Source organism: Paenibacillus mesophilus (genome assembly GCF_005938385.1).
GTDB lineage: Bacteria > Bacillota > Bacilli > Paenibacillales > NBRC-103111 > Paenibacillus_AB > Paenibacillus_AB mesophilus.
Window position 1 is genome coordinate 1 of record NZ_VCRA01000004.1, and the last position, 15,054, is coordinate 15,054.

At 56.1% G+C, this 15,054-nt stretch carries 9 protein-coding genes and 1 pseudogene; 2 read left to right on the forward strand and 8 right to left on the reverse strand.

Translation table 11 applies throughout. From position 1 onward, the window contains the following. Positions 1–155 (forward strand): annotated as a pseudogene (locus FE783_RS38185) (IS66 family transposase); the annotation flags it as partial. Between the two features lie 497 nt (positions 156–652). Here FE783_RS38185 and FE783_RS07680 read toward each other — a convergent pair. Continuing rightward, a complete protein-coding gene (locus tag FE783_RS07680) occupies positions 653–1,894 on the reverse strand; it encodes an MFS transporter (protein ID WP_420799718.1) in 1,242 nt (413 codons plus the stop codon). A 114-nt stretch (positions 1,895–2,008) separates the two neighbouring features. Here FE783_RS07680 and FE783_RS07685 point away from each other — a divergent pair, with 114 nt between their 5' ends. After that, on the forward strand, positions 2,009–2,803 hold the full coding sequence (locus FE783_RS07685) for an AraC family transcriptional regulator (protein WP_138878781.1): 795 nt from the start codon (positions 2,009–2,011) through the stop codon (positions 2,801–2,803). A 902-nt stretch (positions 2,804–3,705) separates the two neighbouring features. Here FE783_RS07685 and FE783_RS07690 read toward each other — a convergent pair. From FE783_RS07690 to FE783_RS07720, 7 genes are read right to left on the reverse strand one after another with little or no spacing between them, the layout of a single operon-like run. Next, the gene (locus tag FE783_RS07690) at positions 3,706–4,557 is read right to left on the reverse strand and encodes an amidohydrolase family protein (RefSeq protein WP_138878782.1); all 852 of its coding nucleotides are present in this window, start codon (positions 4,555–4,557) and stop codon (positions 3,706–3,708) included. Further along, positions 4,554–5,411, reverse strand: coding sequence for an AraC family transcriptional regulator (locus FE783_RS07695; protein ID WP_158301668.1), 858 nt, complete (start codon positions 5,409–5,411; stop codon positions 4,554–4,556). Before FE783_RS07695 ends, FE783_RS07690 begins: the two co-directional genes overlap by 4 nt. 59 nt (positions 5,412–5,470) lie before the next feature. Further along, positions 5,471–7,063, reverse strand: coding sequence for an amidohydrolase family protein (locus tag FE783_RS07700; protein WP_138878784.1), 1,593 nt, complete (start codon positions 7,061–7,063; stop codon positions 5,471–5,473). Between the two features lie 14 nt (positions 7,064–7,077). Beyond that, the gene (locus FE783_RS07705) at positions 7,078–11,511 is read right to left on the reverse strand and encodes a X2-like carbohydrate binding domain-containing protein (protein WP_138878785.1); all 4,434 of its coding nucleotides are present in this window, start codon (positions 11,509–11,511) and stop codon (positions 7,078–7,080) included. 21 nt (positions 11,512–11,532) lie between these two features. Further along, positions 11,533–12,438: a carbohydrate ABC transporter permease gene (locus tag FE783_RS07710; RefSeq protein ID WP_138878786.1), complete on the reverse strand. Its 906-nt coding sequence runs from the start codon at positions 12,436–12,438 to the stop codon at positions 11,533–11,535. Then, positions 12,432–13,397 carry an ABC transporter permease gene (locus tag FE783_RS07715; protein ID WP_238402929.1) on the reverse strand — a complete coding sequence of 322 codons (966 nt, stop codon included), beginning with the start codon at positions 13,395–13,397 and terminating at the stop codon, positions 12,432–12,434. The genes FE783_RS07710 and FE783_RS07715 overlap by 7 nt, the downstream gene beginning before the upstream one ends. Before the next feature lie 34 nt (positions 13,398–13,431). Further along, a complete protein-coding gene (locus tag FE783_RS07720; protein WP_138878787.1) occupies positions 13,432–15,030 on the reverse strand; it encodes a type 2 periplasmic-binding domain-containing protein in 1,599 nt (532 codons plus the stop codon). Between the last annotated feature and the right edge of the window lie 24 nt (positions 15,031–15,054).

Here is a 15,054-nt window from a genome sequence, read left to right on the forward strand (position 1 = left end):
AAGTGAAACAAAAGATCTCCGGTTCGTTTCGCACCTGGCAAGGGGCGGAACAGTTTGCTCGTGCCCGCAGTTTTATCTCTACCCTCCGTAAGCAAGGCCTCCCGGTCCTCACCTCCCTAACCTCCGTTCTTTGTGGTGAATTTCGTTTTGGATGATTATGGAACCTAAGTAGTAACACCTCTTTGCGCTATTTAGCTCTAATTCTCGGCAATTGGAGGAACAATGAACCTGGTGTAACTATTACTGAACTAAAGTTAAATAATGGTAAAATTTGGTTCGTTATTGGCTGAATTCACCTATCTGGCGTACGAATAACGCAATAGAGTTCAGTAATAGAGAAGTTTGATTCGTTCAAGCTAATATCCAAATCGAAGCCTTTTCGATGATATGCATTCGGTTTTAGCGGTAGCTTTCTTTGGTTCAGAATGGTTAAGTTCGCTTTAACGCTTTAGCGAACTTAACCATTCTGAATCGTTCAAGAACCGTCCGGTATCCCGAACGGTTCTTTAGTATCAAATCCGCCTATCCGATGCCGGATGCACCTTCAACTGCCCGGAAGGAACGGCCGGCACCGCCCGGATAAGAGGCGCACATTCGCCGGCCTCGATCATCCGGGCGGAGAGCCGCTCCCGCAGCCGGCTGACGTGGTTAACTAGCGCCGATCCTTCGGCAGCAGAAAGGCAACGACACCGAGTAGCGGCAGGAAGGCGCATAGCCGGATCACGAGCGACACGCTTGTCATATCCGCCAGCCAGCCGAGCGCGACGGAGCCGATGCCGCCCATGCCGAACGAAAGGCCGAAGAACAGGCCGGCCACGGTTCCGACTTTGCCCGGAAGCAGCTCTTGAGCGTATACGATAATGACCGAGAAGCCCGACATCAGAATGAGGCCGATCGGAATGCACAGCAGCATCGAGGCGGTCGGGCCCGCATAGGGCAGCAGCAGGGCGAACGGCGCGGTACCGAAGATGGAGAACCAGATGACGCGCTTTCTTCCTATGCGATCGGCGAGCGGACCGCCAAGCAGCGTACCGAGCATACCGGCGAATTGCAGCACGAACAAACAAATTTGCGCCCGTTCGAGAGGCAGCTGGAAGCGTTCCATATAATAAAACGAGTAATACCCGTTCATCCCGGCCAAGTAGACGAATTTGGAGAACAGCAGCAAAACGAGCACCGCGATTACGAAGCCGACCGTCCTCCGGTCGGCTATTCCGCTTGTTTTGGGCTGGATCGCCGTCTTCCCTTCCTTGCCCTCACGGTTCGCCACCACTCTCGGCCTATACCAGCGGCTGACCCCGAATTGGATCAAGAGGCCTGAGAGAGCAAGCAGCGTAAACCATATAAACCCGTGCTGTCCCTTCGGGGCGAGAATAAGGGCGACGAGAAGCGGAGCAAGAGCCTGCCCCGTATTGCCTCCGACCTGGAAAACGGACTGGGCGAGCCCTCTGCCTTTGCCTGCAGCCAGATGGGCGACACGCGAAGATTCCGGATGAAGCACGGACGATCCGATCCCGACAGCCGTCACGGATAGCAGCAGCGCGGCCATGTTCGCGGAGTAGGCCAGACCGATCATGCCGATGAGCGAGAATACCATCCCGACCGGGAGCAGAGCCGGCATCGGTCTTTTGTCCGTAAAGTAGCCGATAAGCGGCTGGAGAATCGAGGCCGTGACATTCAGGACGAACGCCACCCATCCGATCTGGCTGAAGCTCAAATTCAGTTGCTGCTGGAACAGCGGGAACCCGGCCGGAATGACCGTTTGCATCGTATCGTTGAACAAGTGCGCCAAGCTTACTCCGACAAGGGCATACATCGAATACGAACGGGTTCGTTCCGCCGCTTTCTCCATGTGCGACTGTGATTGCGATTCTGTTTGCGTTTGCGGCAGCATAAGCGTCTCTCCTCTCTTTTATATCCATGGTAGAGAAAAGAACGGCCGCCGTCGCCGCGATTGTTGCCCATAAAACGCGCAATTTTTGCTATACTTGGCATCAGGTGAAGGAAGATGAACATACGCATAGAAACTCCGAAAATGGAGCTTTGGAGAATAGAAAACGAGTTTACGAACGTCCCGCATTCCCATGCAGGGCATGTCCAGCTCACCGTACCGATTCACGGCACGTGCCACTTCACGCATGAGCGCCGGGAATACCGGTTGGCCGAAGGCTGCGCGCTAGTCCAGCACCCCCGCGAGGAGCATCATTTCCGGATCGGGGACAACGCCGGGGTCATCATCATCCAGCTTCAGGCGGGCAGCCTGGCCGAAGAAGCGCGGCGGGAGGAGCTATCTTTCCGGCAATATTTGAATCCGAAAGAGATTCAATCCCGCTTCCGCGATTGGGTCGGTCTAATCCTGGCACGCGACCCGTCCGACAATCTGTCGCTGCAGGAAACGGAAGCGATGGTCGTCTCTTACTTGCACGGTGTGCTGAAAGGGGGCTTCCGGCCGTACATGGACGAAGCTGGGCCGACCCGAAGGTCCGGCGTCGCGGACCCTCATCTTGCGCGAGTGATCGACTACATCCACACCAGCTTCAGGTCTCCTCTGACGATCGACGAGATGGCCTCGATGGCGCACCAGAGCCGGTACCATTTTATCCGCTCCTTCAAAGCCGCCACCGGCTTGACTCCGTATCAGTACGTGCTGCACGCCCGGATCGAGGAAGCGAAGCGCAAGCTCCGGACTACCCGCATGTCGGTTACGGACATCAGCCTTTATCTGGGATTCTCGAGCACGAGCCAGCTCCACCGCGCGTTCATGAACGCCGTCGGCATGAGTCCGGAGCAGTTTCGGAAGTGAGGGGGTGGGGGAGGGCGGGGAGCTTACGAACTATATCAGAATTGAATCATGTACGCTAATCGTCCAATGATATAGCCTACTTTGTAAACAAAATTAATTAGCAGGAGCATCAGGGTCACAATGAATAATGCACTAATTACCCGATGCTTTTTTAGTCTTTTCTGTATATCGCTCCATATTTCAAAAAAGTTTTCCTTCAAGGTATTACCCTCCAATGATCCGTATTTGCAATCATGCCGACTTTGTTAGGGAAGCAAGTATTTCCTAAATTACAGAAACCACTCGTATTATTATGAAAAACACCATACATGCTGCGGAAGAAATAGCGACTCCTAATAATATCGGGTTTCTGGAGCTATTGATAATATATGTAAGTATAAGAATGTTACTTAAAAAGATTAACCATAGTATGAGAAGCACATGGTCTTCTCGAATATACATGTACCCTAGAAATAATAATAAACAGAGATTAAATATTGGTATAAAAATTTTTTTAATAGTTTGCACCGCCTCCATAAAATCCACACTTTACTCTTAAAACATGGAATATTTGGGTATTCATTACAAAATTATCATAACCGTTTTGTTAATGTCCACAGAAATTTGTTAAAATAATCGCCGTATTTCGAGGACACGCTGTCAGCAGCTCAAAACAGAATTGCCCTATTTCGCTCATTGCCTCCAAATAAGAGCCCCAAACATCCCCTATTTTGTTAAAACCCCCGGTTCCCACCAAAATAAGAGGCACAAACGACTCTTATCTCGCATACTACGCCGCCGCCAAAAACAAAGAGCCGCCCCTGAAGCCACATAAGCTTCAGGAACAGCTCTCTATCAGGCACAACAGACCGACCGATCAAGGTCGGTAATCCGCCTTCTTCACTCCCGCGCCGAGGCACCTGTCAGGGAACCAGCCTCAGCGCATTGCCCGAGTAAATTTTCCGCAAACAGTCGTCGGGAAGTCCGAGTTCGTTTAGAAAAACTTGAAGTCGATTGTCGAATATATCGCGTCCGTACAAACATCGATCTTGGAATTCCAGCAAAAATTCCTTTGCAAACGCACTGCTGCGCTGCAAAGCGTTCAGACCGGAGCCTGCTGATAAATCGCAGTACAAGTTCGGATAAGTCCGCATCAGCCCCGTCACTTTGCCCCCTGGAACAATATCCCCTTTCGGGTAGCTGGCAGTGCGATACAGGTCGTCGTCGGAAATATGCGCCCAAAACCCCGGTCCATGCCCGAGAAATATCGTCTCCGGGCAGGCGTGGACCGCGCGCTCCAAGGCGTCGATTCCGCCGCCGTACCAATAATTGGGCCATGCATGCCCGCTCGGCTCCACTCCGTAATTAACCTCCACGATGACGGGAAGTCCCTTCTTGCCGCAAAATCGGAACAGGCGCAGCGCGTCCGGGTTGTCGTACGTCATGCGCAGCATCATTTCGCCGCACACGCGAACGCCGAACAAGTCGATGGCCGCTTCCAGCCGGCTGATCGAGGTAGGCAGCCTGGGATCGGGCGCGTAACCGAGCACGAATCGGTCCGGGTGCGCACGGGCGTATTCCAGGCAGGCCGTGAACGGGATCGCGCCTTGCTCAGTCGGCCATCCATGCTTATAGTAGCTCGGATGATATTCGGATTCCGGCGTTTCCAGCGACAGCAGCCATGTGCGGCTGATCCCGTTTTGCTCCATATTCCGTAACATATCGCTGCAGTTGAAGCCCAAGTAATGAGGGTGATTATGCGCGTCTACAATCATAAAGGAACCTCCCCGTCCGGAAACGTGCCGACAATCTGGCGCTTGCGAAATTGTTCCGGTGACAAACCCGTAATTTGTTTAAAGGAAGCGGAGAAATGCGACAGCTGCTTGAAGCCGACATCCAGCCCGATGTCCGTTACCGACTTGTCTTTATCCGACGTCAGCAGCTGCTTCGCCTCGAGGACGCGCCGTTTCTTGATATAGTCGAATACGGTCATGCCCATCGTTTCCTTGAACAGCTTGGCGACATAATGTTTGTTCAAGTTGACGCATCCCGCCAAATGATCGAGTGTCAATTCGTCCCCGTAATGGTCACCGATATAAGAAATGATTCGCTGTACGTGAGCTTCCTTCACCTTGGACAGTTCGGATGACTGTCCTAACGGCTCATCGCTGATTTCACAAATGAGCAGCAGAAGGTCCACAAATGCATTATGAAACCGATTGACGGACACCGGATCGGTCCGGTGACGGCAGCCGAGCATTTTCGAGAAAATCGATTCGATCTCGGCCGTTCGCTCGCTCCCCAGCTTCCACCTGCACGTTCTCCGCTTGCGAAAAGGAGCCATCACATCTACCGAGACGGAAGTAGGCAGCATCGTATGAACGTTCGACGCGAAAAACTGGATGTTCGTTCGCGTGCAAGGCTGCGTCATCATCGTTCCGTTCCTCACGTTGCCGTTGCTGATGAGCAGATCGCCCGGCTCCAGACCGTACAATTCCGAACCGTTGTAATAGCAGCAGCTTCCCGTATGCACGTAGTAGATGACGAAGCAGTCGTGCTCGTGCAAATAAGGAATAGTCCTGCAATCGTTCCGATAAAAGAAGCTTTTGATCACTGCGGGTGCATGCATGAATCCGTCACCCCTCATTGTTCGGGCGCTGCGGCCGGATCGATCGGACAAGCTCGCGATCAGACCGTATGATCCCAAATTCGCTTCATGTTCCCGCCGAAAACGGCTTTCTTGTCTTCGAGCGACAAATCGGCGTAAGCCAGCCACCCGACCTGCGGCCTCGGATCCCTCATCGGAGAATCCGTACCGAACAACACTTTTCCCGCCCCGACCTCGCGGACTAAATACTCGATCGAACCGAGCGGAACCGTCGTATAGGTCAGCTGCAGGTAGACGTTATTGAAAGCTTTGGCCGTTTTCGCATAAAGCTCGGCGATTTCGAAGCTTCTCGCGGCATGATCCATAAAAATCGCCACGTTCGGATAACGCTCCGCCAGCTCTTCAATTTGTGCGGTATAGGCGCCGTCGCTTTGACCGGCCGGATCGACCAAGGCGTACAGCCGCTTGGCATTCCCGATCTCCCACCATGGCGCAAAGACCGGATCGGTATAAGGGATTCTGGACAAATAATAGTAGGGCTTCATCCCTTTGAACCCTTTCTCGATATGCCATCTCCGGGCTTCCCGCTCAACGTCCTCGACATAGTTCGGATCGATGACGACATAGCCTTCCACTTCGTCCGGGTACCGGAGTATCGCCTTCTCGGCGATTTCGTTGCCGGCTTCCGAATCGCCTCCGTTAATGCCAGCCCAAGGAGCGATCGACATTTTGCGAATCCCGATCGTCCGGTACAGCGCGATCATCGAATCGATGTCGCCCTGCAGCATCGGGAAGCCGCTCCCCGTCCCGCCTCCGTCCTCGATCAGATGCGTATGCGAATCGTATACCGGGATCGGGATGGGCAGGCCACGCGAAGCGTGCGCCGTAACTTCATCCTGATCCGGCAGCACGGCTTCGGGCGGGTTCACGCCGAGCAATTCGGTGAGATTGCCGCCGGCGATGCGCCGCTTCGCTTCGTCCGGTATGCGCGCATAATCGATCAGCGCCCTTGCCGCGCCCGGGCTTTTGAACGGCATCCCGCTGCCGAACAGAAGCCGCTCGGCGCCAAACTTCGCATAGGCGGTTTCGATTATCGCATTGCTCTGCAGGGCGGAAAATTCGATCCGCACGTTCACATGCTCCTCGAGCAGCGGAAACAGACGTCTCTCCTGGCTCCAGCTGAACCCTTGCAGCACAACAGCCAGACCGGGGTGCGCGCCGGCGATGCCGGCGATCGCAGACAACGACGTTTCCGAACCGTCCACGAGCAGCGGAATACGCTCCTGCTCCAATGCCGTCAGCAGCTTCCCGACCGTCCGCCGGTCGAGATCGAACTGGTGGCTCTTCGGAAACAGCTTCACCGCCCGCATCCCGTCCCGCTTCATCTCGGCAATGAACGACGCAGGGGAAGGAAAGTCCCCCAGATGATCCGGCATCGCCGCCAAGCAGCCGAACAGTCTCGGACTTTTGGCAAGCTCCTCCGGCAGCAGCCGGTTGCCGTATACCGGCGAATGGGACTTCGCCATTCCATGGTAGACGAGCGCTCCGGCGATCCCGGACCGGTCCATTTCCGCGAGCATGTCTTCCGTTCGCCACATTTGCAGCCGGTGCTTGTAGCCGATTTTGCCGACATTCGCATTGGAATCGAAAAATTGCACTCTTTCCACACTCATCGCTTCTCCACTCCCTATAAAGATATATATTTATTTGCGGATGCTTCCAGCGCCGCGGTCGCGGTACTTGAGATCAACCCTTGCAGCCGTACGGACGGGTCCTCGATATACGCCACGAAATCCCGCATGTAGGCGATCGCCGTAGCCTTGTTGCCCTGATCGGCCAGAAGATCGATAATGTCGAGTCGGTAGAGCAATTGGTCAGCGAACACACCTGACATATATCCGGACGACTTTTCCTGCCCGATAAGCTCCCGCATTCCATCCAGCACACTAGACGGGGAAACCCAAGTCGCAGTCAGAGGTATGCGGAACGAAGCTCCTTCGGCGATATCGTAGACGTAGCCGGCGGACAGATCCGCATCGTTCGCGAACTGCCGGATCAACGTCTTATCCCCGATCGATAACGTATATCCGCCGCCGATCCGCGGCTGTACTTGCTTGATCTCGTATACGGCGTTGCGCGCTCCGTCGTTCTCGATATAGATGTGGGCGCGCTCCTGAAGCTCACCCTCCAGAATCGGCGCATCTGCCGTGACGCCAAGCTCGTTATGGAAGGAAAGCGTCTTGGTGAAATCGGCGATATCGCCTGCCACGTACCCCTTATCACTCTGAATCAGCGCCTCATTCCCCGTCCGCAGCAGCGTCCCGTCGTGCAAATAGCCGTATTCCGGCTCGCCGCCGCGCTCGGACAGTACGCCGAAAAACCCGCGGAACGTCAATTTGTCGTCGACCGTATACTCGATGTCCGGATTCAGCGCGTTCACGATATAGTCGGTTCGTCCGTTAGTCAATGTCACCTTGGCGGCCCATGCTTCGGAACCCGTCACGACGACGCCGTTCTTCTTCACCTGCGCCGGGGAGATCGACTGGATGTAACGTGTTCCTTTGTAAGGCTCGATGACGGAAGCGAACAACGAATCCAGATTCGTCCCGTTCCGGTGCGCGATCAAGTACCGGAGTGTCTCCGGATTGCCCGGCTTGTTCTGCGGCGGGACGCCGTCCGCGAGCGCGACATCGTCGTATTGCCCCATCATCGTCAGCCGCAGACGGACATCCGTAGGAGCATGCGCGCCTTGTCCGTATACGTTCCACGTATCGTAGACGCTCCACTCGACGCTGAACTTGGCTGCCGGCGCATCGTCCCGCTCCACCCGCTTCAGGTAGTGGAAGCCGCTGCCCATGTAGCCCGTTCCTTCCACGCTGTCGACCCGCTGGCCGTAAGCTACGTTCGGTCCCGCATAAGTGCCGGTCGGCTGGACGACAAGGTTCAGCCCTTCCGCGATTGCGATGCCTTCGGCGCCGTGAAAGCTGAAATGATGATCGTTCCCGCCCTTGACGCGGAACAAGTCCACCGTGTAGGAATTGCCGTCGTCGACCCGGACGGTCGCCGTCGTGCGCCGATACGTTTCCGTTTGCGGATAGACGTCCGACGCCTCGACATCGACCAGCTTCACCCGGTCGCCGTCGTCGAAATGAAGCGGTGTCGATACCCACTGGGACTGCTGCTGCGAACGGTCCACGACGACCGTATTGTGGCTGACCGTATTGCGCACCCATTGAAACCGGTGCATATCTTTGCTGTCGGTAAATTCCGGATAGCCGAGGTCGGGCGACAAGTCGAGTCCGAACGCATGCAGTCCGATATTCAGCGTATCCCGATGGCCGTGGTAGATCGTTCTGCCGTAATACATCCACAAATCGCGCAGCGTCTGCTCCGCTCGATCACCGTCCCGCAGCGCCGTGAAGCCGTAGCCGGTCAAGTTCGTGCTGTCGGGACTCAACGTTCCGTGCGTGGCGATCACGGCGGCAATTTCCGCCGAGACGTTCTCCGGGTTGGTCGAGAAAATGTCTTCATGGATGCCTGCCGCGCTGTTTCCATTCAGGAAATAGGCCGCCTGCGCAAATTCCGGATCGCCGTACGCCTTAAACGCTTTGACGAAATTGTCGATGTTCAACCATACCGCCGGATTCCCCGTCTTGCCCGAATCCCCGATCGTCGGTATGTACCTGTCGCTTAGCACGAGCGGGAGATGGCTGCCGAACATCGTCTTGAACTTGGCATTATCGTACAGATCGGCCCCGGGATACAGGTCGTAGCCTTGCAAAATATCCACCGTCGTCCGGAACTGATCCAGCCAGTACGAGTTGTATTCCGGCGAAGCTTCGTCCGCATGGCCGTCCCGGTCTATCCGGTTTACAAGCGAAGGGAGCACGTTGCCGCCCGTTACCCGGGCCGGATTGTACAGCGCTCCCCCGGCCTTGAACGTGAAGTCGAGCCATTCCTTCGTCTCCGGAAGCGTGTCGAGTACGACGGCCGCCATCGCCAGCGCGCTCTGATGCATGCCGGTATTGCCGAGAATCGTTCCGGTTTGGACGCCCGGATACGTTTGGCGCACGATGCCGTCTTCAATGTTCAGCGCAATGGCCGCCCCGTTGTTTTTCGGATTGTCGAAACCGTGCTCGGCCGCTTTTTGCTGCAAATAGGCGGCCAGCTGCGGATCGTTCCGCGCCGGGAAGAAGGCGTCGTAGGCATGGAGCAGTTCTTTGATCAGGAACGTCTCCCAGATGGCGCCTACCGCTTTTCCTTTCCCTTCCGCGCCGTTGTGGAGATAATCGACTTTATAGACGGAAGTGTCCAGGCTCGGATATACGTCGGCGATCCGGTCGAGCAGAATGAGGCCGGCCCGCGCGTATTTCGCTTCGCCCGTATACAAATAGGCGTCTCTCATCGATCGGAGCGCGTCGACGACAAAGGCGTTCTTCTCCCCGTACCAGAGGAAGCGGTGAACATAATAGGCGATAAACGTATACCGGTTCCCGACGGCGTCCACCCAGCCGAAGCCGTCGTCGACACCCCACCCGGGCCCTTTCTCGGGATAAAGCGTATTGACGAGCAGGCTGCGATCGGCGAGCTGCGGGCGGAAAATGCCGCTGTCGTCCAAGCCGCTCGCGTAGTAGGCGCCGAAATCGTTCGTCGGGAACGTATAGCCGCTGCTCGGATCGACGATTTTCCACGGCCGGTTGAGCGGATCGCCCTGGTACGGGTACGCCCCGAACCGGTCGATATCCCTTCCCGTCACCGGGCTGCCCATCTTCTCGTTGACCGCGTAGCTGCGCGGAAGCGTCTGCGGAGGAACCGCCTTCCAGAACAAATCGTATCCTTCGGCCGCGTAACCGGGCGATTGGAAGTAAGCTTCCGCTTTGGCTACGGCGGCGTCGCGCATTTGACCCGCCCAGCCGTAGGCCGCCGCATTGGTTCTCGCGGCTTGCACTTTGTCCGGCGTATAGATCGTGCTGCGGGTTTTGCTGTTCCGTATCTCTCGCACCGTAACGGTCATGGACGAGGCGGAGCCGTTCGCGAACTCGAAGCGGACGACGTACGTTTGGGGTGCAAGCGAGCTCAAATACGCTTCCTTGAAAGTCACGTCCTTGCCCGATCCCGATACGGTATAAGCCTCTCCCTCGGTAAGCGGATTGCTGCCGATCCGCAGTCCCGCCAACTGCGGCGCGTACGCGGACAAAGTCACCGTCACCGGCTGCGGCGTCGGAACATGCTTATAGTAGGTCAAGGACGGAACGCTCAAATAGGTCGAATCGATGACCGTCAGCTTCAACTGCCGATCTCCCCCTTCGTTAAATGAAAATGACAGCGTCGCCATTTCATCGGGCAATTGCGCCAAGTACTCCTTCTTCAGCAGAACCTGCCCATTAGCCGTCACATAGTCGGTGCCCGGCTGCAAGACGCCGCTGCCGTAACGAATGTCCACCAGGCTGTTGCCGTTCGCCGTCACTTGCACGGAGACGTCTTGCCGGCGCTGCCCGTTTCGATCGAAGACGGCCTCGGAAGGGTCGATCACGGACTGGCGAATGACCCTGGTGAGCGACACGTCGTCATACCAGATCGTACCCGCTCCGCCGCGCATATGAACGGCGACGTGGGCGTACGCGGCATTTGCGGGGGCGTACTCCTGCATGACCGCCTTCGACCAATCCGCGGCGGAACGGTCCACATCGAGCACCTTTTGCGAAATGAAGCCGGCGGAGTTCGGTGCCGAATACCACGCCAGCAAAATAAAGGCGCGTCCGGTTACGTTTTGAGGCTTGTAGTAACTGCTGAACTCGTACAGACGGCCCGCCTGAACCGGAATATATTGCTGCGAGAAGAAAGCGATGTCCGTACTTCCTTGCGTCATCAGCTTCGCCGACCGGGAACCGCTGCGGCTGACCGCGCCGTCCCACGCCCATGTGCCGGTAGCGCCGCGGGACCAATCGCCCGGAACGGTGCTGCCGTTCTCGAAGCCGGGATTTTTCACCAAATTGTCGCTCACTCCGTCAGCCGAAGCATACCCCTGGAAGCCGCCCAGCAGTAAGCAAATGACCAGCACAACCGCCATAGCCGGTTTGGCGGCTATGAACCTTTTTCGAATCCGGCCTGTCCGTCCCATCGCGCGAATTCCTCCTCTTCTTCATCCTTTGATCGCTCCGAGCAGCATACCTTTCATAAAGTACTTTTGCAGAAACGGATAGACGAGCAGGATCGGCAATATCGCCACGACGACGGTCGCCATCTTGATGGTCTCGGGAGGAAGCGCTGCGATCAGCATCGGGTTGCGGATTTCCAGCTCCTGGCTGACGTCCGGGGAACGGATCATGTTTTGCAGCACGACCTGAAGCGGATACAGCCTTTTGTCGTTCAAATACATAATGCCGGCAAAGTAAGCGTTCCAATGCCCGACTCCATAAAACAATCCCATCGTGGCGAAAATCGGCGTCGACAACGGCAGCACGATCTTGAACAGCGTGCGCAGGTCACCGCAGCCGTCCACTTTGGCCGCCTCCTCGATTTCATGGGGCAAACCTTCGAAGTAGGTTTTCATGATCAGCAGGTTGAACGTCGAGACGAGTCCGGGCAGAATGAGCGCCCAAATCGTATCCACCAGTCCTACGGCTCGCACGACCAAATAAGTCGGAATCATCCCTCCGCTGAACAGCATCGTGAACACGATTCCGAGCAGCAGCCCGCTTCGGCCCGGGACCGTCTTCTTGGACAGCGCATAGGCGAGCAGCGAGGTCACGAGCAGATTGAGAAACGTGCCGACGAGCGTAACGGTAACCGTAATTTTCAGCGCTTGCGGGATGCGTCCGCTCGAGAAAATTTCTTTGTACGCATCGAATGTCACCTGCTGCGGGAACATGACGAAGCCGCCGCTGCGCATCACTTCCGTATAGGGCGTAATCGACATGACGATGACGTAATAGAGCGGGAACAGCGTGCTCAGTGCGAACAAGAAAAGGAACGCGTAAAGGACGGCGTCGACGAACCGGTCGGCCTTCGATTTCGCAACCGGTCCCGTCTTCGCATGCGCTACCATATGCCGTCACCTCCGAGCTTTTTGGACAGCCGGTTGGCGCCGACGACGAGCACGAATCCGATCACGGATTTGAAAAATCCGGTCGCAGCCGCAACGCTGTAGTCAAGCTGCTCCAAGCCGCGTCGGAACACCCATGTGTCGATGATGTCCCCGACCCCGTACACTCGCGCATTGAGAAAAATGTACACTTGCTCGAAGCCCGCATCGAGAATATGGCCGAGCCGGAGAATGAGCAGCAGGACGAACACCGAACGGATGCCCGGCAGCGTAATGTGCCACAGCTTCCGCCACCTCCCTGCGCCGTCCGCTTCGGCGGCTTCGTACAGCTCCGGGTTGATGTTCGCCATCGCGGCCAAGTAGATGATCGCGCCGAACCCCGTATTTTTCCACAAGTCGCTTGCAAGCAGCAGCGGACGGAACAGCCCGGGCTCGGTCAACACGTTCGGACTGAACCCCCACGTATCGCGCATAAACGTAGTGACGAACCCCGAACCGGGAGCGAAGAAAGCGAACACCAGCCCGTACACGATGACCCAGGACAAAAAATGCGGACCGTACGTAATCGTTTGCACGATGCGCTTGAACCAGGCAAGACGGATTTCGTTGAACATAATCGCCAGCGCCACGTCCGGTACCATGTTGAACAAAATGCGGTAAACGCTGATGATGAGCGTATTGCGGAACACGACGGGAAAATCCGGCGACTTCAGCACCGTCCGGAAATGATCGAACCCCACCCACGGACTATCCCAAATGCCTTTGAACAAGTTGTAGTCTTTGAAGGCGACCAGCAGGCCGCCCATCGGCAAGTAACAGAACACGACATAATACAGCACTCCGGGTAGCATCATCACATAGAACCAACGGCTGCGCGCGACGCTTTTCCACACCGCCCGGCGGGACTCGCTTCGGCCCGGCTGCGAACCCGTTCTATCGATCGTCATCGTATGGTTTCCCATAGGCCAACTCCTTCTTTTGAAACGACAGCCGTGTTCAATTTCCGGCTTTGAATGTAATTTTCTTCCCGCGCGCTTCGCCGATTTGGCTCGCATACGCTTCGAAAATGTCTTTCCCTTTATATTTGATCATGATCTCTTCGCGGTATTTCGGCCATTCCGCACTCGATTTGTCCTCGAACAGCATCCTCGCGTGATACTCCGACATTTTCGTGCGCATCTCTCCCAGATTGACTCCCGGAGGCGGGGTCGTACTGGCACCCACGCTCGGCACGTATTTGTAGCCGCTGCGGATAAAGGCCAATATTTGCTCGTCGCGCGGCGTCTGGTCCGGGTCTTTGACGGTCAGTCCGAACGTTTCCGGCGCCGGCGGCGAGAAGAAATCGTAAATCGAGAGGAAATTGCCCTTCTGCACGATGTCCTTCAAATAAGCTTCTTTATTCAGCGTCAGCTTCGAGCCATCCTTCGTGTAATGCTTGCCGCCGAGCCCGTAGCGTGTCAGCAGAAAGCCTTCCTCGCCGGCGAGCCAATCGAGAATCTCTACCGTTTTGCGGATTTTCGCCGGATTTTGCTCCGCCGTCCTCTTGCTGAACAGGAACGGATAGCCAGCTTCGTTCTCGGTCCAGAACGGCTTATCCGGGTACGGATTGAACGGGACCCAATCGGCTTTCGGATTCAACGCCTTCGACTTGTTCTGCACGCTGTTCGGGCTGCTGTCGAGCGCAAAATTCACGTCCGGGCTGTACACGATGCCGGCTTTGCCCTGCACCGCCTTGTCCGTAACTTGCTCCGCCTTGTTCAAGAACCAGTCCGGATCGACGAGACCTTCTTTGATCATTTGCAGCGTGTCGTCTACGACCCGAGCCACCCGGGGATCGGTCTGCGTATCGTAGAATTGATCGTTCTCTACGAAATAACCGGCGTACAAACCGTTTTTCCGCCACTGTGGAAACGCGAGCGCGAGCGACTTGCCGTTGCCGTTCGTCGTAAAGCCGTACGTATCCTTCTTGCCGTTGCCGTCCGGATCGTCGTTGCTGAATTTGCGCATCGCCGCGATCATCTCGTCGTACGTTTTCGGTACGGGCAGCGAGAACTTGTCGAGCCAATCTTTGCGGATATAATACGCCAGCTCCAGTGTCTTCTTGTATGGCAAGGGCGCCCGGTAAAAATCGCCTTCGACCTGATACGATTTCATCTCCGATTCGTTCGTGTTCCAAAATTTGAAATAATTCGGCATCGTCGTCTTCGATACGAACGGCGTCATTTTCGCGACAAGTCCGTCCTGCACAAGCTTCTGCGAAAGAATGCCGCTTGCGATGAACATATCCGGGCTGTTGCCGCTCGCAAGCGCCACCGTCAGCTTGTTGTCGTAATCGGCGCCGGCCGGATAGCTCTGCACCTTCAAGCGGACGTTAAACTTCTGCTCGATCGTTCGTTTGACGAAGTCTTCCTCCGGTTTATCCGGCAGCAAGCTGCCCGCATCGCCGTCGATGAACCAGGACAGCTCCACCGCAGGCTCGCTCTTGTTCCCTCCCTGTGCGTCCGGTTTCGCCGGCTCGCCGGTCTTCGTGCAGCCGCCGGCGATAATCGCCGCAGCGATGACGGCCGCAAACCAACCTTGTTGTCGTGTTCTCATGCCGAACAATCAACCTCCCTTATC